Source organism: Pseudomonas sp. PA-5-4B (genome assembly GCF_021606215.1).
Taxonomy (GTDB): domain Bacteria; phylum Pseudomonadota; class Gammaproteobacteria; order Pseudomonadales; family Pseudomonadaceae; genus Aquipseudomonas; species Aquipseudomonas edaphica.
Genome location: NZ_WKDB01000004.1, coordinates 97,665 through 117,471 on the forward strand (window position 1 = coordinate 97,665; position 19,807 = coordinate 117,471).

At 61.2% G+C, this 19,807-nt stretch carries 20 protein-coding genes; 4 read left to right on the forward strand and 16 right to left on the reverse strand.

The annotated features are described in order from the left end of the window. Positions 1 to 4: 4 nt before the first annotated feature. Positions 5 to 901 carry a LysR family transcriptional regulator gene (locus GIW28_RS03915; protein ID WP_017137695.1) on the reverse strand — a complete coding sequence of 299 codons (897 nt, stop codon included), beginning with the start codon at positions 899 to 901 and terminating at the stop codon, positions 5 to 7. Positions 902 to 1,221: 320 nt separating this feature from the next. On the opposite strand from GIW28_RS03915, the gene GIW28_RS03920 reads away from it, so the two are divergent. Beyond that, a complete protein-coding gene (locus GIW28_RS03920) occupies positions 1,222 to 2,076 on the forward strand; it encodes a DNA/RNA non-specific endonuclease (RefSeq protein WP_236446528.1) in 855 nt (284 codons plus the stop codon). 195 nt (positions 2,077 to 2,271) lie between these two features. On the opposite strand, the gene GIW28_RS03925 is transcribed toward GIW28_RS03920, so the two are convergent. The 3 genes from GIW28_RS03925 to GIW28_RS03935 all read right to left on the reverse strand — a co-directional run bounded on the left by GIW28_RS03925 (position 2,272) and on the right by GIW28_RS03935 (position 4,605). Continuing rightward, a complete protein-coding gene (locus GIW28_RS03925; protein ID WP_236446527.1) occupies positions 2,272 to 2,577 on the reverse strand; it encodes a hypothetical protein in 306 nt (101 codons plus the stop codon). Positions 2,578 to 2,797: 220 nt separating this feature from the next. Further along, positions 2,798 to 3,859: an ATP-binding protein gene (locus GIW28_RS03930; protein WP_017137699.1), complete on the reverse strand. Its 1,062-nt coding sequence runs from the start codon at positions 3,857 to 3,859 to the stop codon at positions 2,798 to 2,800. Next, complete coding sequence (locus GIW28_RS03935) at positions 3,856 to 4,605, reverse strand: response regulator (RefSeq protein ID WP_177034135.1); 750 nt, start codon at positions 4,603 to 4,605, stop codon at positions 3,856 to 3,858. The genes GIW28_RS03930 and GIW28_RS03935 overlap by 4 nt, the downstream gene beginning before the upstream one ends. Before the next feature lie 387 nt (positions 4,606 to 4,992). Between GIW28_RS03935 and GIW28_RS03940 the strand changes: the two genes are divergently transcribed. Beyond that, the gene (locus tag GIW28_RS03940) at positions 4,993 to 5,769 is read left to right on the forward strand and encodes an ABC transporter substrate-binding protein (RefSeq protein ID WP_138450004.1); all 777 of its coding nucleotides are present in this window, start codon (positions 4,993 to 4,995) and stop codon (positions 5,767 to 5,769) included. A 140-nt stretch (positions 5,770 to 5,909) separates the two neighbouring features. Here the strand turns inward: GIW28_RS03940 and GIW28_RS03945 are convergent, their stop codons facing one another. The 11 genes from GIW28_RS03945 to GIW28_RS03995 form a co-directional block, all read right to left on the reverse strand. After that, the gene (locus GIW28_RS03945) at positions 5,910 to 6,536 is read right to left on the reverse strand and encodes a helix-turn-helix transcriptional regulator (protein ID WP_017137702.1); all 627 of its coding nucleotides are present in this window, start codon (positions 6,534 to 6,536) and stop codon (positions 5,910 to 5,912) included. Beyond that, positions 6,536 to 7,669: an NAD(P)/FAD-dependent oxidoreductase gene (locus tag GIW28_RS03950; RefSeq protein ID WP_017137703.1), complete on the reverse strand. Its 1,134-nt coding sequence runs from the start codon at positions 7,667 to 7,669 to the stop codon at positions 6,536 to 6,538. The genes GIW28_RS03945 and GIW28_RS03950 overlap by 1 nt, the downstream gene beginning before the upstream one ends. A 21-nt stretch (positions 7,670 to 7,690) precedes the next feature. Next, entirely contained in the window at positions 7,691 to 8,638 is a 948-nt protein-coding gene (locus GIW28_RS03955) for an ornithine cyclodeaminase family protein (protein ID WP_169987182.1), read from the reverse strand. Between the two features lie 83 nt (positions 8,639 to 8,721). Beyond that, entirely contained in the window at positions 8,722 to 10,068 is a 1,347-nt protein-coding gene (locus tag GIW28_RS03960) for an ATP-binding protein (protein ID WP_236446525.1), read from the reverse strand. Next, complete coding sequence (locus GIW28_RS03965; protein WP_017137706.1) at positions 10,044 to 10,709, reverse strand: response regulator; 666 nt, start codon at positions 10,707 to 10,709, stop codon at positions 10,044 to 10,046. The genes GIW28_RS03960 and GIW28_RS03965 overlap by 25 nt, the downstream gene beginning before the upstream one ends. Before the next feature lie 82 nt (positions 10,710 to 10,791). Continuing rightward, on the reverse strand, positions 10,792 to 11,214 hold the full coding sequence (locus tag GIW28_RS03970; RefSeq protein ID WP_236446523.1) for a hypothetical protein: 423 nt from the start codon (positions 11,212 to 11,214) through the stop codon (positions 10,792 to 10,794). Between the two features lie 23 nt (positions 11,215 to 11,237). Beyond that, positions 11,238 to 12,002, reverse strand: coding sequence for a COG4705 family protein (locus tag GIW28_RS03975; protein ID WP_138450645.1), 765 nt, complete (start codon positions 12,000 to 12,002; stop codon positions 11,238 to 11,240). Positions 12,003 to 12,063: 61 nt separating this feature from the next. Next, the gene (locus tag GIW28_RS03980; RefSeq protein ID WP_017137709.1) at positions 12,064 to 13,131 is read right to left on the reverse strand and encodes an ABC transporter ATP-binding protein; all 1,068 of its coding nucleotides are present in this window, start codon (positions 13,129 to 13,131) and stop codon (positions 12,064 to 12,066) included. Next, positions 13,128 to 14,717, reverse strand: a complete 1,590-nt coding sequence (locus GIW28_RS03985; RefSeq protein ID WP_026013755.1) for an ABC transporter permease — start codon at positions 14,715 to 14,717, stop codon at positions 13,128 to 13,130. Before GIW28_RS03985 ends, GIW28_RS03980 begins: the two co-directional genes overlap by 4 nt. A gap of 3 nt (positions 14,718 to 14,720) precedes the next feature. Continuing rightward, complete coding sequence (locus tag GIW28_RS03990; protein WP_058421302.1) at positions 14,721 to 15,734, reverse strand: iron ABC transporter substrate-binding protein; 1,014 nt, start codon at positions 15,732 to 15,734, stop codon at positions 14,721 to 14,723. Positions 15,735 to 16,030: 296 nt separating this feature from the next. Beyond that, entirely contained in the window at positions 16,031 to 16,333 is a 303-nt protein-coding gene (locus tag GIW28_RS03995; RefSeq protein ID WP_236448206.1) for a DUF6124 family protein, read from the reverse strand. Positions 16,334 to 16,952: 619 nt separating this feature from the next. Here GIW28_RS03995 and GIW28_RS04000 point away from each other — a divergent pair. Continuing rightward, positions 16,953 to 17,942, forward strand: coding sequence for a hypothetical protein (locus GIW28_RS04000; protein ID WP_017137712.1), 990 nt, complete (start codon positions 16,953 to 16,955; stop codon positions 17,940 to 17,942). A 2-nt stretch (positions 17,943 to 17,944) separates the two neighbouring features. Continuing rightward, positions 17,945 to 18,307 (forward strand): hypothetical protein, encoded by a 363-nt coding sequence (locus tag GIW28_RS04005; protein ID WP_017137713.1) that lies wholly within the window; start codon positions 17,945 to 17,947, stop codon positions 18,305 to 18,307. A 146-nt stretch (positions 18,308 to 18,453) separates the two neighbouring features. Here GIW28_RS04005 and GIW28_RS04010 read toward each other — a convergent pair whose 3' ends face one another. Continuing rightward, entirely contained in the window at positions 18,454 to 19,791 is a 1,338-nt protein-coding gene (locus GIW28_RS04010) for a c-type cytochrome (protein ID WP_177032280.1), read from the reverse strand. Positions 19,792 to 19,807: the final 16 nt, after the last annotated feature.

Below are 19,807 nucleotides of genomic sequence, written 5' to 3' on the forward strand. Positions count from 1 at the left end.
CAGATCAGTGCGTGCCGTTGCCGGCAAACATCTGTTTGGCGTGTGCAAAACACTTCTCGGCGATGGCCGAGCGCGGTTCGGTCTTGCGCATCACCAACCCCAGTGGCGCGAGCACGCTGGCGTCCGGCAAGTTGATAAAGGCGAGGTTCTCGATCGGGTTTTCCATGCCACTGTCCAGCGGCATGATCGCGCAGCAAAAACCTTCGTGGATCGCCTGGAACAACTGATAGGTCGAGTCGCTTTCGAGAATGGGCTGCGGGTCGAGGCCACGGCTGCGGAAACTCAGGTCAATGGATTTTCGATAATGCATGCCGTTGCTGATCATCCCCAGGGGCAACTGCGCGGCATCTTCCCAACTCATTTCGGTGCCTTCGAACTGGAAGTGGCGCGTGTCGTACAGCAGGCCGACGCGGGTTTCGCCCAGTTCAAAAACCTCCAGGTAATTGGGGTTTACGTGGTCCAGGTAGCACACACCCAAATCCAGTTGATTGGTGCCCAGGGCTTCGATGATCTTGTCCGAACTCATGGACGACAGGCTGAATTTGAGCTCTGGAAACGTCTGGGACAGACCTTGGATGTAGCTGATCGAGTTGAACCCGCTGAGCGGTACCAGCCCCAGGCGCAGGCTACCCACTAACTGCCCGCGACACGCCGCCGCTTCGGCAAACAAACCGTCATGGGCGGCGAGCAGGGTTCTGGCCCAGGCCAACACGCGTTCGCCGGCCTGGGTGAAGCCTTCGAAGCGCTGGCCACGGGTGACCAGCTCCAGGCCCAGCTCATCCTCCAGATTGCGCAGGCGCATCGACAGGGTCGGCTGGGTGATATGGCAGCGCGCAGCCGCCTGGCCGAAGTGCCGGGTCTGCTCCAGCGCGATCAGGAATTTGAGTTGCTTGATGTCCATTTAAAGCCCCAGCCTGGGAATAAGTGAGCGGTCAGGATAAGTGCCCGTGCCTGCACCCGCAGCAGACCCTCTCATTGTAAGGCCTGCGTGTCCAATCACCTGCATTGAAGTGATCCTCACCAACGGATAAAAAGCAGAGCAGCCACCTGATGTAACGCGATCTGAATGTGGGCTTGCGCGGCGTGATCGGTTTTTTTAGCGCCCACTGAAACCTGTACGCAATTTGAAACGTTTAAGTGGTTTAATGTTTATGTCGGCTTGCGATGGATCGCAGCCGCCGACAGACCTTCTGTCATTGAATCATCCCAAGGAGCTACACCATGCATGGAAGTATGAAGTCCAAACACCTCGCGTTTCTGTTGATCCCGCTGGTTGCCGCTTGTACCACACCGGACAGAACCCGTGAGTCGGCCGTCACACCGCAAGCCCAGCCCCAACAGGCCTGGCAGTTCGACAACTGCTCGGTCGGCTGCCCCAGCGGTGGCAGCCCACTGACGCTGAACCGCCAGGCGTACACCCTGAACAATAATGGCTCGACCAAGTTTGCCAACTGGGTGTCGTACAAAATCACCAAGACCACCCCCGCCAGCGGCCGCGCGCGCGACTGGCAGACCGACCCGGACATTCCGGCCGGCGAAACCCTCGACCCGGTGGATTACAACGGCGCCAATGTCGCGCTCAAAGTCGACCGTGGCCATCAGGCCAACCTCGCCTCGATGGCGGGGGTAGCCGATTGGCAAAGCCTCAATTACCTGTCGAACATCACCCCGCAGAAGTCCGACCTCAACCAGGGGCCGTGGGCGCACCTGGAAGACCAGGAGCGCAACCTGAGCAAGCAGGCGGGGATCGACGCGGTGTATGTCGCCACCGGGCCGCTGTATGAGCATTTTGTCGGCACGCTGCCGGGTACGAACAAGGTGCACACCATTCCCAGTGGCTACTGGAAAATCATCTTTGTCGGCAGCTCGCCTGAAGGCGGAATGTACGCCTCGTTCGTCATGAACCAGGAAACGCCCAAAGGCGCGAACTTCTGCGATTACCAGGTGCCCGTGAGTCAAATCGAAGAGCGCTCCGGGCTGACGTTCTGGAGTGATCTGCCGCAGGCGGTGCAGGCCGCGTTGAAGGCCAGGCAAGGGCAGTTGCCGGGGCGCATTGGGTGCAAGCAAGCGTTGTAATAGTTAAGGATCCGTATCACTTCTGTGGCGAGGGAGCAAGCTCCCTCGCCACAGGTTACCGGTGCAGATACTGGCCTTTACTGTCAGCTTCGCTCGGCCTTCACTTAGTCCAGGCGTAGTTCACGGACCTGAAGAATCTGCTGATCAAAATTGACTACGATGATTGCGCAAGGGCTCGCCAGCAACCTGCGCTTATCAACACAGATAGCGGTTGCGTGCTTCTCTGAGCAGGTCACGCATCTGGTCGACGCGCAATAACAGCGTCATTTGCCGCTCATCGACGATAATCTCCGCCACGATCAATGTGCAGATCATCGGTGCGGTCACCAGCCAGTGCTCGTGACACTGGGTGGCCAGCGATATGAAGATGCCTGCAATCCACAACGCCAGCACCCACTTCGGGGCACGCCGTTGCAGCGGCACCCAGAAACGCTGCAACCTTTTCAAACGGGCCGTGTGCAGCCTTAACGAGGCTTCGAGTCGGGACACGTCATTGCTCATTTATACACTCGCTCAACGGTACGGGCGCAGCCTGGGAGCGTGGTTCCCAGCCAAGACAGGTTGACCCGTTCGACTTCTATCCAATGCTCGCCGACAGGTTTTGTGCGGCAGCTTTTAAACGCAATACACACCTGCTTTGCGTCCAATAAAGCAAAGTGCCGATAACGGGGCGGGCGCTTAAACACCGAAAAAAACATACGCATCACCGTGCCTCGCCCAATCAAACGTGCCAACTGAGTTCAAACAGCGTGCCGCCGTTTTCCATACGCCGGCAGGTCACGGCGCCGCCATGGGCGAGGGCGATGGCACGCACCACGGCCAGGCCCAGGCCACTGCCGCCCTGGGCGCGTGAGCGGGAGTTTTCACCGCGTTGGAAGGCGTCAAACAGGCGCGCGGCAAAACCTTCGTCGATGCCGGGGCCGTCGTCGCGCACGCGCAGGTAGTTGAAGCCGTCGCGGGTGCTCAGGTGGACGATGACATTGCCCGGTGTCGCGTGCCGCCGAATGTTATCCAGCAGGGCCAGCAAGGCCTGGCGAATGCGCGCCGGGTCGCAGCGCATCGTGCGGCGTTGCAGGTCCAGTTGCAGCACAAAACCTGCGGCCACCAGGCTCGGTTCGAACAACCGTACATCGTCTTCGATGCCTGTCGCCAGGTCGGCTTCTTGCAGGTTGAGTTCCAGGTAGCCACTGTCGGCCAGGCCCACCACGCGCAAATCCTCGATCAAGCGCGTCAAGCCTTCGACCTGGCCCAGCAGGCTATAGAACTGCGCGGTGTCGGGTTCGAATACACCCTCGGCCAACCCTTGCAGGCGCCCGCGCAGAATAGTCAGTGGCGTGCGCAGTTCATGCGCAATGGCGGCATTCCAGAACGCTTGCTCCTGCGCCATGCGCTGCAAGCGTTTGGCCATGCTGTTGAAGTCATTGACCAGGATCGCCGCTTCGCCGATCGACTGGTCACCGGCAACGGCCTGTACGTCCAGGTCGCCGTCGGCCAGTTTGCGCAGGTTCTCGGCCACGGAGTTGAGCGGCATCAGGATTCGCCGCGACAGTTTCAGCGCCACAATCGAGCCCACCGCCAGGCTCACGCACGTGGTCAGGCCCATCCACACCCATTCAGCCTTGGCCGGCAGCCAGGCATCCACTTCGGCGTCGGTGAGCGGCCAGTAGGTCCACAGCAATGCGTAAAAAATATACGAGCCGATCACCGCCAGGGCGATCACGCACAGCACCACGGCGCACATCGACAAGATGATCTGGCGGCTCAGGCCATTGAGCCCTTTCACACCATGCTCCCGAACCGATAGCCGACGCCACGGATACTGGTGGGCACACCCTGCACGCCGAGGTCTTCGAGCTTGCGCCGCAGTTTGCTGATATGGCTGTCGACCGTGCGCTCCAGGCTGTCGCTTTCCGGTGAACACTGGGCCAACAGCTCGGCGCGGGTGAACACCCGTTTCGGTGCCTTGGCCAGTTGCGCCAGCAGCCTGAATTCGGTGACGGTCAAGGCCAGCGGCACTCGGCGGCCGACCAGCGTCACCGTGGCTTCGTAGCTTTCCAGGTCAATTTCAAACGCGTCCACCCGCAGCACCGTGGGGCAGGCGCGGTCGCGATAAGCGATGGAGCGGCGCAGTACCGCCTGGGTGCGCGCCACCACTTCGGCGGGGTTGAACGGCTTGACGATATAGTCGTCGGCGCCGATGCGCAGGCCCATGAGCTTGTCCATGTCCTGGTCTTGCGCGGTCAGCATGATCACCGGCGTATGGCCGCGTTGGCGCACTTGCGCGAGCACTTGCCAGCCATCCACGTGGGGCATCAGCACGTCCAGCAACATCAGCTCCGGCTTGAGCGCCAGGTGCATGTCCAGCGCCTGTTGGCCGTCACGCGCGTGGGCGGTGCGAAAGCCGCTGCGTTTGAGGTAAGCCTCCAGAATGTCGGCGATTTGCGGCTCATCTTCGGCAATCAGCACGAGGGCCTGGGGTTCTCTGACGCAGTCCGGGCGGGGAATCGATGCAACGGGGAAATCAGTCATGGTCTGCTCGGTGAATACGCGGCGAGCCTGTGCATCCCTGCGCTCGTGCTTATCTGCCTTATCGTGGCTGCCGGTCCATGGCCACGTTTGCCAGTAGTGATCATAGCTTCTGGGTGAGGGTGCTGACCTCCAGAGCAGGAATCATCGTGTTCTCCTGGTAAATCTACGCAACGGTGAACGCAAGTGTGCGCAACCAACGTGCGCATTCATGGGAGGTTTTGTGGAGAAACGATGGAGGCGGGCACTAATTTGTGCCCGAGCGCGTAGGAGGCGGGATGGATTGACGGATAATACCTAAAAGTCCAATATGGAATTATAAGTACAAAAAGCCTATGCCTCTCTTTCTTCACGCTTGCCAAACCAACAACAACTTGCGAGATAACGACCATGAAGAAACCCGCGCTGATCGCTGCACTGGCCCTGGGCCTGTTTGCTTCAAGCCATGTGCTGGCCGCTGAGAAAACCTTGCGTATCGGCATTGAGGCGGCCTACCCACCGTTCGCCTCCAAGACCCAGGACGGCAAGATCGTCGGGTTCGACTACGACATCGGTAATGCCTTGTGCGCGCAGATGAAGGTCAAGTGCGTGTGGGTGGAAGGTGAATTCGACGGCCTGATCCCTTCGCTTAAAGTGAAGAAAATCGACCTGGCCCTGTCATCCATGACCATCAACGAAGACCGCAAGAAATCGGTGGATTTCACCCACAAGTATTACTTCACTTCCTCGCGCCTGGTGATGAAGGACGGCGCGGTGGTGGATGACCAGTACGCCAGCCTCAAGGGCAAGACCATTGGCGTGCAGCGCGCCACCACCACCGACCGCTATGCCACCGAGGTGTTCGAGCCCAAGGGCATCAACGTCAAGCGCTACAGCAATAACGAAGAGATCTACATGGATTTGGCGGCGGGGCGCCTGGATGCGATTTTTGCCGACACCATCCCGTTGAGTGACTTTTTGTCGATGCCACGCGGCAAGGGCTACGCCTTCGTCGGGCCGGAACTCAAGGACCCCAAATACGTGGGCGAGGGCGCCGGGATCGCAGTGCGCAAGGGCAATACCGAACTGGTCAGTGAGCTGAATACGGCCATCGACGGCATCCGCGCGAATGGCGAGTATCAGAAGATTTCACAGCAGTATTTCAAGTCCGATATCTACGGCGACTGAGGGTGTAACAGCAACAGTAAAGCCATACTCGGTCACATGTGGGAGCTGGCTTGCCTGCGATGCAGACACCTCGGTACATCAGGAATACCGAGTTGATGCCATCGCAGGCAAGCCAGCTCCCACAGTTGATGAACGATCGTTCAGCCCTTCAATTCCTTAAGGTGCTTGTACACCGTCGCCCGGCCCATCCCCAGCACATTCGCCACGTAGTTCGACGCGCTCTTGCCCTTGAACGCGCCCTCGGCATGCAATGCCAGCACCAGCTCACGCTTATGGTCGCGGGTCAGCAGGTTCAGGCTCAACTGACGTTCACGCATCCAGGCATGCAAGAAGGTGTTGATGCGCTCCTGCCAGTCATCACGAAACAGTGAATCCGGCTGTGGGATCAGCTTGCTCGGTGACAGGAACAGGTCCAGCGCCGCCTTGGCGTTTTCGAACAACGAGATATTCAGGTTGATGCACAGCACCGCCAGCCGACGACCTTTGTGGTCATGCAGCACCGTGCTCAGGCTGCGGATTTTCTGACCGTCCCAGTTGAGCTTTTCGTACGGGCCGATATTCACTTCGCGGATGTCATCGCTGAGCATGTCCTCCAGGGAGGAGTCGTCACCAATGGCCCGTTTCGACAGGTTGTTGGCGATGTAATCGACCTTTTGCGTGCGCAAGTCATGCAGCACCACTTCGGCGTGGGGAAAGAACAGCGTGGCGATCGCATCGGCGATCGCCCGAAAGTTCTGCACAACGTTTTCTTGTTCAGCAATGCTCATCAATGCGGCTCCAGGCGGACGGGCGAGAGCATACCAGCGTCCAGGCCAAACCGCGTCAGCGGCTCCGGCAACGGTGCGCCGCGTACCAGCGCCGCGCTGGCCTGGCCCATGGCCGGTGAGGTCTGGATGCCATAACCGCCCTGCGCCGCGACCCAGAACAGCCCCGGCACCTGCGGGTCGAAGCCCGCGAGCAAATCACCATCAGGCACAAAACTGCGCAGCCCGGCCCAGGTGCGGGTCGGGCGGCGGATGGTCAAGGTGGTGGCTTCTTCGATCTGGTAAATGCCCATGGCAATGTCCAGCTCTTCGGGCTGTACATCCTGGGGTTCGACCGGGTCGGCGTTGGCCGGTGAGCCGAGGAACATGCCCGCGTCAGGCTTCATGTAAAAGGCTTCGTCGAGGGCCACCAGCATCGGCCACCCATGCGTGTCGACACCCTCTGGCCCGGCGAAGATAAACGCCGAGCGCCGTTTGGGCTGCAGGCCGATGGACGCCGCGCCAGCGAGGCCGCCGATCTGATCGGCCCAGGCACCGGCAGCGTTGATGATGATCGGCGCGGTGTAGGTCGCGTCCTGGGTACGCACCTGCCACAGGCCGTCGGCGTCACGGCTCAGGCCCAGTACAGGGCTGTCGGTACGCACTTCGCCGTGATGGCGACGGATACCACGCAAATAACCTTGGTGCAGGGCATCGGTGTCGATGTCGCTGGCGGTCGGGTCGAAGATGGCGCCGTGGACTTTTTCACGACGCAAAATCGGCAAGCGTGCGCACGCCTCATCGACACTCAGCCGTTCCACCTGCGCCACCGTGGCCTTGGCGCTCTGGTATTGACGCTCCAGTTCCGCCGGGTCGCCGCTGAAATCCACGGTGATCTCCCCGCGTGGCGTCAGCAACGGGTGCTCACAGAAGCCTGCCGGCGGGTTATCAAAAAATGCACGGCTGGCCAGGGTCAACGCGCGCACTTGCGGTGTGCCATAAGCCGCGGTGTAGAGCGCCGCCGAGCGCCCGGTGGAGTGATAGGCCGGGTGGCTTTCGCGCTCCAGCACCAATACTTTGCCATGCTGCGACAACCAGAACCCGGTGGATGCACCGGCAATGCCGCCGCCGATGATGATGAAGTCTGCATGGCTCATAAACATCTCCTTAAACAATGGTTAGCGCTGGGTTTGGTACAGGGCATTGGCCAGTGCGACGTCTTCCAGGCCCAGGCCGATCGAGCGGAAAAACACGTGGCGGTCATAGTCCGGGCGCTGCGCCATATCACTGAGCAACTCCGGCAGGTCGCCGATCACGGCGCGCTTGTCCCAAGCGTGTTGCTCGGCGGCGATCAGCATCTCACCGGCCGCGCCCGGCGTGGTCTGGCGATAGTCGCAGAACACATGCATGGCGTGCAGGCTGGCGGGTGGCACTTCATGGGCGCGTGGCGCATTGGTGCTGATGGAGGTGATCAGCGCTGGCTTGCGCAAACGCGCCGGGTTGAGCACCGGGCCGGCCGATGAGGTACACAGCAGGATCACATCGGCGTCTTCCACGGCGCTGTCACAGCTGTCGGCCAGGGTCAGGCGCGGGTCCAGGCCTTTGAGGTGGGCGAGGGTGTCGACGCTGGCGTGGCCCAGGCTCGGTGAATACAGGCGAATCTGCTGCCAGTCGCGCAGGTTGCGCACGTAGTGCAGGTGCGCTTGCGCCACCTTGCCACTGCCGATAATCGCCAGGCGCCGCGCGGCAGCAGGCGCCAGCACGTCCACCGCCAATGCAGTGGTGGCAGCGGTGCGCGCGGTGGTCAGCTCGGCCGCATCACACAGCATCAGCGGCTGGCCGCTGTGCATCGACATCAACAACGTCCAGGCCGTCACCAGTGGGCCTTGCTCGCGCACGATGTAGGGCGACGTCTTGACGCCATAAACGCCCTCATCGGCCAGCACGCCCAGGTAGTTGATAAAGTCGCCGGCCCCATGCGGGAACTCCACCAGCTGCTGCGCCGGCTGCACCGCCAGCCCGGCCGCCAGGTCGCGGAACAGCTTGTGCAGAATGTGGGGCACATCGACCTGGGTGAGCAATTCACGGGCCTGGGCCTGATTCATGACAAGGGGCGTGCTGGACATGGCAATCTCCGCAGATAAACTAATTTGTCCATTATGGACTTTTAGTTCTGTTGGGCAATATCCACGTCAGAAAAAACTGCACGTTACTTCGCCAGCCACACCGTGACACACAAGCCCCGTTGCGCAATGGCGTCAGTAAACGCGAGTTGCACCCGTGCGCCTGTGCGATCGGCAATCACCTTGACGATCGAGAGTCCAAGCCCGGAGCCGGCCTCGTCGGTGCCCAGGCTGCGATAGAACGGATCGAACACGCGCGCCTGTTCCTCTAGCGTAATGCCGGGGCCGGAATCTTTGATTTGCAGTTGAGCGCCGTCGGCAGTCAGCGCAACCGACAGGTCGATACGCCCACCCGGCGGGGTGTAGCGAATGGCGTTATCCACCAGGTTTTTCACCAGCGTAAACAGGTCCAATTCGTTGAACGTCACCTGCACATCCTGGGTGCTTTCAACGCCTATATCGATCTGTTTACTCTCGGCCAATGGCAGCAAATCTTCCAGTATCTGGCGGTACACGGTATGCACCGACAGTGTGGTTTGCGCCCGCTCAGACGCCGACTGCGCCGCCGCCAGGCTCAGCAATTGATCAATCAGTTTGCGCCCGCGTTGAATGCCGCGTGACAGCGGCTCAAACCGCTCGCGGCTGACGGGCGACAGCTCGGTGGCGGCCAGCCGGTCGGCTTGCAGCGCCAGGGCGGTCATCGGTGAACGCAGTTCATGGGCGGCATCGGCGACAAAGCGCCGTTGGCTGTCCATGGACTGCCCGACGCGTGCCAGCAGGCGATTGATCGCGACCACAAACGGGCGTACTTCGCTGGGCAGGTGCTGCTCTTCAATCGGGTGCAGTTCCTGCTCGGCCCGTTGGTCGATCTCTGCGGCAAGCACGCCAATGGGGCGAAACAACTTGCGCACCAAGTCGCCGACCACCAGTAACAACACCGGAAACAGAATCAGGAACGGCAACAAACTGCGCCAGGCGCTTTCGCGGGCGTCTTTGTCGCGGGCATCGGATTCCTGGGCCACGGCGATGCGTTCACCACGGGCGGTGGTGTGCACCAGCACGCGAAAATTTTCGCAGACCATGGCGACGGTGGACAGGCCATCGGCGAGGCTGGCCGGAAACGGCAAAGGCAAGGCTTCATCCGTGGTGCCCGTGGCCCTTGGGCTGTCACTCAGGTGCTGGATGATCACCCGGGTTTCTTCGTCATCGCCTTTAAGCGCCGGGCCTTGTGGGTATTGCAGGGTCATGTGCTGGCGGTCATACAGCATCGCCACCTGGCGCAAGGTGGCGTCCTGCTGTTCGTGGGTTTCTTCAAACGCCGAGACAAAGGCGAACACGCTGGCCACCAAGGCCACCAGCAAAATAGCGAGGGATAACGCCACCGACAGGCGCAGTTGCACTGACTCGCTCAGACGTTTTTTGAAACCATCCATCCCATGCCCCTGACGTTCTTGATCACGTGAGTGCCCAATTTGCGCCGCAAGGCGTGAATCAGGAATTCGATGGCGTTGCTTTCCACCTCATTGCCCCAGCCATACAAGCGGTCTTCCAACTCGCTGCGCGAAAGGATGGCGCCGGGACGAATCAACAGCGCTTGCAGCAGCGCAAATTCGCGACTGGAAAGGGCGACCTCATGCTGTTCTTGCGTACTGGCTTGCTTGGTGAGCAGGTTCAGCGTCACCACGCCATTGCCCAGCAACGATTGAGCGCTGCCGCCTTTGCGGCGTAATACCGCACGCATGCGTGCGAGCAGTTCCGGGATATCGAAGGGCTTGAGCAAGTAATCATCGGCGCCGCCGTCAAGGCCCCGCAGGCGGTCGTCGAGGCTGTCGCGGGCGGTGATGATCAGCAAGGGCACGGGGTTGTTGCGTGCGCGAATCGTGTCCAGCACGTCGAGGCCATCCTTGCCAGGCAGGCCAAGGTCGAGCAGCACCAGGTCATAGGGATGGGTGTCGAGGGCGGCGAGGGCGGTGAGGCCATTCTTGACCCAGTCAGCGGCATAGCTCGCGTCGCTGAGCGCACGCTGGATCGCATCGCCAATCATCGGGTCGTCCTCGACCAGCAGTATTCGCATAAGTCTCTCCGCACAAAAAGCACGCGCGGCGAGGTGATCGCCGCGTGTGTATTGAAGCACCTGGGCAGGCATTTGTCCGATATCAGCCCTTCATCAGGTCGAAGGTCTTGAGCAGGTCGTCCATCGAGGCTTTGCACTCTGCCTGGTTAGGGTTGCCGTCACGCAGGGCCGAGAGGGCGCGGTCGATGGCTTTGTCGAGCACGTGCCAGTCGTTGGCGGCACGTGGCTTGATCCCGGCTTCAGCGCTGTCCCAGCTGGTTTCCAGGTCTTTGATGCGGGCTTTGGCACCTGACAGGTCGTTCTTGGCGACAAGATCGGAAACGTCTACCGCGATGTTACGAAACGCCGACAGATCACCCAGTTGCGACATATGGCGCTGGCTGCTGGTGGGGTTGGCCGCGCTGGCAGGTTTGTCAGCCGGCTTGGAACAACCGGTGGCGATGCCCAGCATGAAAATCGCTGAAACAATGGCGGCGTGGCGGATCACATTGCGAACTTTGCTCATGGCAGTTTCCTTGGAGTGAGAATTTATTGAATGAGGGTTTTACGGCTGCCGATGCTGATTTGCGCCACGGCCACCAGCAACACGATCACGCACAAGAACAACGCGCTGGTCCAACTGGCGCCCATGCCCAGGCCGCCGTACGTCTTGGCTTGGGTGAGCAGGTCGCCGAGGGAGGCGCCGAACGGGCGGGTGAGGATGTAGGCGATCCAGAAGGTCAGCACGCTGTTGACGCCCAGGCGCCAGGCCAGCAGTGTCACGCCGATTAAACCGGCGAAAATCACCGCGCCGAGGGTAAAGCCCAGGCCCAGGGCTTCGGTGGCCAGGTCACCGGCGGCGGTGCCTAAAGCGAAGGTGCACAGCACGGTGGTCCAGTAGAACCACTCGCGCCGTGGGGTCACGATGTCGCGGATCGACAGGCTGCGCTCGGTGCGATACCAGACGATGAAGTTAAGCGCGAGCAGCACCGAAAAAATCGCCGTACTGGTGTACAGGCTGACGTCGAGCTTATCGGTGAGGATATCGGTGATCTGCGTGCCGACGATGCTCACCAGCACCACCGTCAGCCAGTAGATCCACGGCGTGTAGGCCTTGGTGCGCAGTTGTCCGAACAACGCGAGCCCCAGCAAAGCGGCCATGCCGATGCTGGTCCAGCCGGCGCCGAAGCCTGCATCCACGGCGAGGTAATCCGCGCCGGTTTCGCCCACGGTGGTGGACAGTATCTTGATCACCCAGAATGACAGCGTCACCTCGGGTACTTTGTTCAGCCAACGGGCTGCTGTGGCATTCATCGGGGTTACCTCTCCTTGACTGCGCAGTGGTTGGCGCAGGGGAGAAGGTAAGCCCCGACACTTAGCTGAGACTGAGGGCCTGGGTTTTTTTCAATACATGCGCCGTGCCGAGTGTCGTGAGGTGCACCACACTGCCGGTGGGCGGGGCTTGCAGGCCGGAACTGCGCACCAGAATCGCCTGGCCCGGTTCATCCTCGGCAGGCTGCAACACCACGGTCAACGTGCAGGTATTGCCGCCGAATTCGCGCTCGGTCACGACACCACGGCAGCCCGACAGGTCGGTGGTACTCAGCTGCAATTGCTCCGGGCGCAGCATGATCCGCGTTGCTGCGTGGTCCGCCGTACTGTCCACCGGCACACGGCCCAGCCCGCAATGCGCCCAGCCAGCTTCAATACGGGCGGGCATCACCACCGCTTCGCCGAGGAACAACGCGGTTTGCTCATCGACCGGGTATTGGTACAGGTCCATCGGGTGGCCCGCCTGCACCAGGCGCCCCTGACGCATCACTGCCAATTGGTCGGCAAACGACAGCGCTTCACTTTGATCATGGGTGACCAGGATCGTGGTGATGCCCGCGTCGCTCAGCAGGCGCGCGACCATTTTGCGCATGGCCGAGCGCAGGCCGGTGTCCAGCGCGGAAAACGGTTCATCCAGCAACATCAACCGGGGTTGCTGGGCCAAGGCCCGGGCGAGTGCCACGCGTTGCTGCTGGCCGCCAGACAGTTCATGGGGCCAGCGCCGGGCCATGTTGGCGTCGAGGGCCACGCTGTCCATCAGTTCGGCGATGCGCGTGTGCCGGGCTTCACCTTGGGTGGCCAGGCCAAAGCCGATATTGTCGGCCACCGTCATGTGCGGGAACAGCGCGCCATCCTGCGGTACATAGCCGATCTGGCGCTGGTGGGCCGGCACCGCGTGGGTGGCGTCGACCAATACCTGGCCGTTGAGCGTGAGGCTGCCGGTGTCGGGGAATTCAAAGCCGGCGATCATGCGCAGCAGGGTGGTCTTGCCCGAGCCCGAAGGCCCGACGATCACTGTGCGGCTGCCGGTGGGCACCGCGAGGGAGACGTCCGCCAGGGCACGCTGGGTGCCGAAGGTCTTGCAGAGGGCGTGGAGTTCGAGGGCGTTCATCGGCCTGCCGTGCGTTTGGATTGATGGTAGAGAAGGCCGGTTAACGGCAGTGACAACAGGATCATGATCAGCGCGTAAGGCGCGGCAGCGGCGTAGTCGATTTCGCTGGTCAGCGCCCAGAAACCGGTGGCCAGGGTGCGCGTGCCGTTAGGCGCCAGCAGCAAGGTGGCGGTCAACTCGTTGGTGATCGCCAGGAACACCAGCGCCGCACCCGCAGCCGCAGCAGGCGCGGCCAGCCGCAAAGTGATCAGCCACAGGGCGCGGCCCGGCGAACGGCCGAGGCTGCGCGCCATGTTTTCCAGTTCTACCGGCGCCTGGGCGATACCCGCGCGCAGGCTCACCAGCGCCCGTGGCAGGAACATCAGCAAATAGGCGAGCAGCACGGTGATGGTGGTCTGGTAGATCGGCCGGGCGAAATGAATGGTCACTGTGACCAAGGCCAGCGCCACCACAATGCCGGGCAACGAGCTGGTGATGTAGTTGCAGCTTTCCAGGATGCGCTGTAAACGCCCTGGCGCCCGAATCGACAGCCACGCAATCGGCACCGCCGCACAGGTGGTCAGCACGGCACCGGCCACGCCCAGTAGCACGGTCTGCTCCAGCGCGGGCAGCAGTTCGTTGAACTGCCAAACCTCACGGCCACCGGCGATCAGCCACTTGCCCAGGGTGATCAACGGCACACCCAGGGCCAGCGCACAGGTCAGCCCTTGCAAGCCAAGGGCAAGCAGCGTGGTGCGCGTGCGCAGGCTCACAATACGTTGCTCGCGGGCGCTGCCGGAGCCGACCCGCGCATAACGCGCATGCCCGCGTGCAGCGGATTCCGCCGTGAGCATCGCCAAACAACACAGCGCCAGCACCGCCGCAAGCATATTGGCGGCAGGGCCGTTAAAGGTGGATTTGAACTGATCGAAAATCGCGGTGGTGAACGTATCGAAACGAATCATCGCGTACAGGCCGTATTCTGCGAGTAAATGCAGGCCCACCAGCAGTGCGCCGCCGCAGATCGCCAGGCGCAACTGCGGCAGCACCACGCGAAAAAATACCGCCCAGGGCTTGAGGCCCAGGGACTCGGCCACGTCTTCAATGGCAGGGTCGAGCCGGCGCAAGGTCGCCGCCACCGGCAAGTACAAAAACGGGAAATAGGCAATCACCGAGACCAGCACGCCGGCCGGCAAACCATGCATCGACGGCACCAGGCTGACCCAGGCGTAACTGTGCACAAACGCCGGCACCGCCAGCGGCGCAACCGCCAGCAGCGACCACACACGGCGCCCTGGCAGGTTGGTGCGCTCGGTCAGCCACGCCAGCGCAATGCCCAGCACCACGCACAAGGGCAGGGTGAACACCACCAGCAACACGGTGTTGACCAGCAGTTCACCCACACGCGGACGCCACACCAACGCTTCAATCTGCGCCCAGCCGATTTGCCAGGACACGCCGATCACAAACGCAATGGGCAGCAGCGCCAGCAGCGACACCACTACTGACAAACTGGTGACCCACGTGCCCCCACGGCTTTTAAACAAACCGTGGGCGCGTTTACGCGGTTGCGCCTGCGTTAAGGCGGGAGCTAAAGGTTCAGGCAGCAATCAGAGCAGTCCGGCTTGGGTCATCAGTTCGACGGCCTTTTTGCTGTTGAGCTTGGAGGCGTCCACTTTCGGCGCGTCCAGCTGGGCCAGCGGTGTCAGCTTGGGGTTGGACTGTGCGCCCTGGCCCACGGCATATTCGAACGAGTTGCCGTCCTTGAGGATCGCCTGTCCGTCTTTGCCGGTGATCCACTTCAAGAAGGCCTGGGCTTCGTCTTTATGCTTGCTGGAGGCCAATACACCGGCGCCGGAGATGCTCACAAAGGCGCCTGGATCCTGGTGTTTGAAGTAGTGCAACTGGGTGTTCTTGCTGTTTTCACCGGTCTTGGATTGGTCGACAAAGCTGTAGTAGTGGTAGATCACGCCGCTGTCGACCTGGCCGGCGTTGACGGCTTTAAGTACTGCGCTGTTGCCCCGGTAGATGCTCGCGTTGGCTTTCATCGCCTTGAGCCAGTCGAGGGTGGCGGCTTCGCCTTTGAGTTCCAGCACGGCGGCGACGATAGCCTGGAAGTCGGCACCGGCCGGTGAGGCAGCCCAGCGGCCTTTCCAGCTTGGCGAGGCCAGATCCAGCAAAGATTTTGGCAGCTCGGCTTCTTTGAGTTTGCTCGGGTTGTACACGAACACCGTCGAACGTGCGGCGATGCCCAGCCACTTGCCGTGGGCGGGGCGGTAGGCGGCGTCCACTTGTTCCAACGTGCTCGGCGCTACTGGCGCGAACAGCCCGGCGTTGTCCACCAGCACCATGGCCGGGGAGTTTTCGGTGAGGAACACGTCGGCCGGCGAGGCTGCACCTTCCTGCACAAGCTGGTTGCCCATCTCGGTGTCGTCGCCATTGCGGATGGTTACCGGAATACCGGTTTCCTCGGTGAAGCCCTCAACCCAGGCCTTGGTCAGGCTTTCGTGCTGGGCGTTGTACACCACGATGCCGGCGGTTTCGGCGGCATACACCTGCCCGGCGCCCACCAATGCAGTGGCGAGCAGGGCTTTAGTGAGGAAAGACGGTAGACGGGAAGCCATACGTTGAATGCTCCGGTTTTTATGTAGGCACGGGAAGCCCGTGAGGGGTCGATTGAGACTAGACCAATAGGAATCATTTGCATGTTGGGGCGCGGCGAATGTAGAGGCGCAGATGAGAAAAAAACGTCAAATAAACGGTTAACAAATGTGATGAGGCCTATTAAATGACGCAGGTCAAATGTGGGAGCGGGCTTGCTCGCGAATGTAGTGGTTCAGTCAGCATCTCGGGGGCTGACCCACCGCATTCGCGAGCAAGTCGAATCGTCGCACCGCCGCTCCCACCGTTTTTATTGCGTTCAGGCAGGCGGGGCTGTGGGTTTAAGGCACTCGATGGAGCGATCCACGGTGGTCTTGGCCATCTCCAGCAAATGCCACACTGCCAGAATCTTCGCGCGCTGGGGACTGGCCAGCAAATCACCGCAGTTGAGTGCAGTAGCTGAAGCACTGTCGAGCAAGCTGGCGGTGTGGAGCAGGGCGTCTTCGAAGCTCAGGTCTTCGATTTTAACGCCGTTGGAGGGCAGGTAATGGTCGATGGCGCGGTTGAAGGCGGCGCGGTCTTTGGTGGTGTTGCGGGGTGGGTCGGGGACGACTTTTTTCATTGTTTAGCTACCTTTTGGATTCAAGGAGCCGAACCGTTCGCGACTAAACGTAGGGTGGCGGCTGTACGCAGGTTAGTCGACCGGACCAAAAGGTAAAAACCGGCGCACCCGAGGGCGCCCTGCGCACAGCCACCATAAAACCTCATGGAGGGCCATGCACCTTTTGGAATACCGAGCGACTAAACCCGATCACTGATAAGCAGTGACGGATCGCAGACTAGCCATCGATTCCAACAGGCACAAGGCGGCAAGGATTGTCTAGGAAACGTCCTGCAATTTAAAGGGACGCGCCCTGCTGGCCCTTTAAAAACCATGACCAAATGCCACTAATCTCGCCACAGATCGTTCCCGCGCTCTGCGTGGGAATGCAGCCTGGGACGCTCTGCGTCCCGCTCACAACATTCAAGTTTTGCGCAGGTGCGACGCGGAGCGTCACGGGCTGCATTCCCACGCGGGAGCGTGGGAACGATCTATCAAGTCCGGCCATTTTTGTAGGCGTTAATTTCTAGTGATGTAGGCAACTTCCCAAATATCACTCAGCCTTCCCGACCTTGTGTCCGAGCCCTGTTCGCCTGCTTATATTCCAACGCCATCTTCATTGCATTCAGGGATACGAAGCATGGCGCAGGGCTATATCAACGACCGCCTCACGGACTACATCAGCTTGAAAAACCAGTTGATGGGTCATGCCCCGGGACGGCAGCGTGCCGATCATTATGATGTGCTGAACCGGCACCTGCGTCATGGGCTGGTGAGGCCTGGGCAGTTGGTGATTATTCCCGATCCCTACAGCGTGATCTGCTCGCTGGAAGAGGCCTGGCTTGTGCGCCATGCCGAGGCAATCGGTCGGGAGCTGGACGCGCGCGCCGCCACCCAAGTGGTCAACAACTATGACCTGCTGCAAAGTCTTCTCGGGTACGGCTCGTTGGGAGTGGGCAGCTCAACATCGGCGTGGGCGCGGCATCTGGACGAAGTGGCGCAGACGCTGGAAGAGATTGAGCGGCTGCACCAGCGCCTGAAAACCGCAGGCTTGGAGCGTGAGGCTTTTTTGCGCCAGCGCCAGGCGCTGTTTGGGCTGCTGGATACCCAGTTGCAAGGCGCGGCGCGATTTGGCACGGGGTTGCGAGGTAATCAGGCGCTGAAAAAGATATTGGGGGTTTCAACCAAAAGCTATCTGCACAAGGGTGAGATTGCCGGGTATGCGCAGCGGATGCGGAGCATTGCGCAGACCTCGAAGTGGTTGGGGATGGGCACCTATGTGGGCTTGGCACTGGACGTGGGCGTGGCAGGGTTGGAGATCAAGGAGGCGTGTGTGGAGGGACGCGAGGCGCAGTGTCGGCGGGCGAAGTATGTGGAAACGGGGAAGTTGGTGGGTGGCGTAGGGGGCGCTTATGGCGGAGGGAAGGCGGGCGCGAAAATAGCCCGTCTCGGCTGCAAGGTTTTTTTGGGCGTCGTGGCTAAAGGAAACGGTGACCTGGCTTGCGCAGTGATCGGCGGCGCTGCGGGAGGGTTTGCAGTAGGCAATGTAGTTGGCGATTTCGGTGCGTTTCTGGGCGGGCAAATCGAAGAGATCGACGGTGATCTGATCTTTCAGCCAGAGGGCGCATAAGCATGGATTTTCAACTCATCCTTGCAATCATTCTATCCATAGCGACGTTCGTTTTTGGCGGACTCACTTTCTACGCCGAGTGCACAAAGCTCGAAGCCCTGGAAAGCTACTTCAGCGAAAACGAGGTGGTCTGCGCCAACAAACGGTTTTGGGGCAGAAACAAGCACATCGACAGGTTTCATCGCATGCTCGTGATCAGTGACCTGTTGGGCATGCCTAAATTTCACATTAAAAGAGGCGAGGTGACCGAGGCAGAGGTGGCGGCCGTCCCCCTGTCCCTCAAGCGTTGGGCGGTGTGGCCGTATCATTTTGGGATGGTATGGTTTGCTGGCTGTATCCTCTGGACCCTCTTGTATGGCTGGTAGCCTGCGGCCATCAGATCGTTCCCGCGCTCTGCGTGGGAATGCAGCCTGGGACGCTCTGCGTCCCGCTCACAACATTCAAGTTTTGCGCAGCTGTGACGCGGAGCGTCACGGCCTGCATTCCCACGCGGGAGCGTGGGAACGATCTGTTAGCGCATATGCAGGATAATCGGGCTACTACTGGCCGGGTCGGTATGCCCGCGCAGCTTGTTCACCGCCGCAGCCTCCACCGCGCCGCCGTTGTTGCCCCATGTACCGCGCACGTAGCTCAACACCTGGGCGATTTCCTGGTCGGACAATTGCTCGCGGAATGCCGGCATGCGGTACGCGTCCGGCATACCGGCGGTCACGATGCGTTGCGAGCCATTGAGGGTGATGTTGATCGCCGAGGCGCTTTCCTTGGCCAAGGCTGAGGTAGCACCGGCCAACGGTGGCATCCACTCCGGCTGGCCTTTGCCGTCCAGGCCATGGCAGGAGGCGCAGCGGGTGGCATAGGTGTGGGCACCCGGTGCGCTCGTGTCGAGCGCTGCCGTTTGGTACTGCCACGGCGAACCGTCACGCTGCGGGTCGCCCGGCAGTGATTTGAGGTAACGCGCAATGGCGGCCAGGTCGTCGTCTTGCATGAACTGCGTGGAGTTGTTAAACGCCTCGGTCATCGAGCCATACACCACTGCGTGTTTGTTACGCCCGGTCTTGAGGAATTGCACAATCTCCGGCTCGCTCCAGCGGCCCAAACCGGTGTTGTGGTCCTGGCGCAGGCTGGGTGCGTACCAGCCGTCGAGCAAGGCACCGGCGAGGAACGGCGCGCCGGACTCGTCCAATGCCTTCTCGTTGAACGCCAGCCCACGCGGCGTGTGGCAACTGCCGCAATGGCCGGGGCCTTGGACGATATAGGCGCCTCGGTTCCACAACGCGTCCTGCTCGGGTTTGGCGGCATAGGTTTTAGTCGGCGCGAACACGCCGTTCCACAGCGCGATGGGCCAGCGCATGTTCAGTGGCCACGGAATGCTGCTGGGGATGTTCGGCTCGCTGGCCGGTTGCACGCCTTGCATGAAAAACGCATACAGCGCGCGCATGTCGTCGTCGCTGAGTTTCACGTAGGACGGGTAGGGCATGGCCGGGTAGAGCCGTCGCCCACCCGGCGCCACGCCGTGGCGCACGGCGCGGTCGAAGTCAGCCAGGCTGTAGGTGCCGATGCCGACGTTTTTGTCGGGCGTGATGTTGGTGGCATGAATGGCGCCCAGCGGCGTGGCCATCTCCAGGCCGCCGGCAAACGGCGCTTTGCCCGGCAGGCTGTGGCAGGCCACGCAATCACTGACGCGGGCGACGTATTCACCACGGCTGACCAGTGTCGGGTCAGCCGTGGCGTTGGCCTGTTCAAACGGCGAAGCAGGTTGACGGGTGACGTACCAGGCCAGCAGGCCGGCGGCGACTGCGCCGGTCAGCACCAGCCAGCCAGCGGTTCTAGCCAATCGTTGGTTGTTCATAGGCGTTCCTTGTCGG

Coding starts and splice junctions, on each gene's coding strand:
- GIW28_RS03915 (WP_017137695.1), bottom strand. CDS start 901: ATGGACATCAAGCAACTCAAATTCCTGATCGCGCTGGAGCAGACCCGG.
- GIW28_RS03920 (WP_236446528.1), top strand. CDS start 1,222: ATGCATGGAAGTATGAAGTCCAAACACCTCGCGTTTCTGTTGATCCCG.
- GIW28_RS03925 (WP_236446527.1), bottom strand. CDS start 2,577: ATGAGCAATGACGTGTCCCGACTCGAAGCCTCGTTAAGGCTGCACACG.
- GIW28_RS03935 (WP_177034135.1), bottom strand. CDS start 4,605: ATGACTGATTTCCCCGTTGCATCGATTCCCCGCCCGGACTGCGTCAGA.
- GIW28_RS03940 (WP_138450004.1), top strand. CDS start 4,993: ATGAAGAAACCCGCGCTGATCGCTGCACTGGCCCTGGGCCTGTTTGCT.
- GIW28_RS03945 (WP_017137702.1), bottom strand. CDS start 6,536: ATGAGCATTGCTGAACAAGAAAACGTTGTGCAGAACTTTCGGGCGATC.
- GIW28_RS03950 (WP_017137703.1), bottom strand. CDS start 7,669: ATGAGCCATGCAGACTTCATCATCATCGGCGGCGGCATTGCCGGTGCA.
- GIW28_RS03955 (WP_169987182.1), bottom strand. CDS start 8,638: ATGTCCAGCACGCCCCTTGTCATGAATCAGGCCCAGGCCCGTGAATTG.
- GIW28_RS03960 (WP_236446525.1), bottom strand. CDS start 10,068: ATGGATGGTTTCAAAAAACGTCTGAGCGAGTCAGTGCAACTGCGCCTG.
- GIW28_RS03965 (WP_017137706.1), bottom strand. CDS start 10,709: ATGCGAATACTGCTGGTCGAGGACGACCCGATGATTGGCGATGCGATC.
- GIW28_RS03970 (WP_236446523.1), bottom strand. CDS start 11,214: ATGAGCAAAGTTCGCAATGTGATCCGCCACGCCGCCATTGTTTCAGCG.
- GIW28_RS03975 (WP_138450645.1), bottom strand. CDS start 12,002: ATGAATGCCACAGCAGCCCGTTGGCTGAACAAAGTACCCGAGGTGACG.
- GIW28_RS03980 (WP_017137709.1), bottom strand. CDS start 13,131: ATGAACGCCCTCGAACTCCACGCCCTCTGCAAGACCTTCGGCACCCAG.
- GIW28_RS03990 (WP_058421302.1), bottom strand. CDS start 15,734: ATGGCTTCCCGTCTACCGTCTTTCCTCACTAAAGCCCTGCTCGCCACT.
- GIW28_RS03995 (WP_236448206.1), bottom strand. CDS start 16,333: ATGAAAAAAGTCGTCCCCGACCCACCCCGCAACACCACCAAAGACCGC.
- GIW28_RS04000 (WP_017137712.1), top strand. CDS start 16,953: ATGGCGCAGGGCTATATCAACGACCGCCTCACGGACTACATCAGCTTG.
- GIW28_RS04005 (WP_017137713.1), top strand. CDS start 17,945: ATGGATTTTCAACTCATCCTTGCAATCATTCTATCCATAGCGACGTTC.
- GIW28_RS04010 (WP_177032280.1), bottom strand. CDS start 19,791: ATGAACAACCAACGATTGGCTAGAACCGCTGGCTGGCTGGTGCTGACC.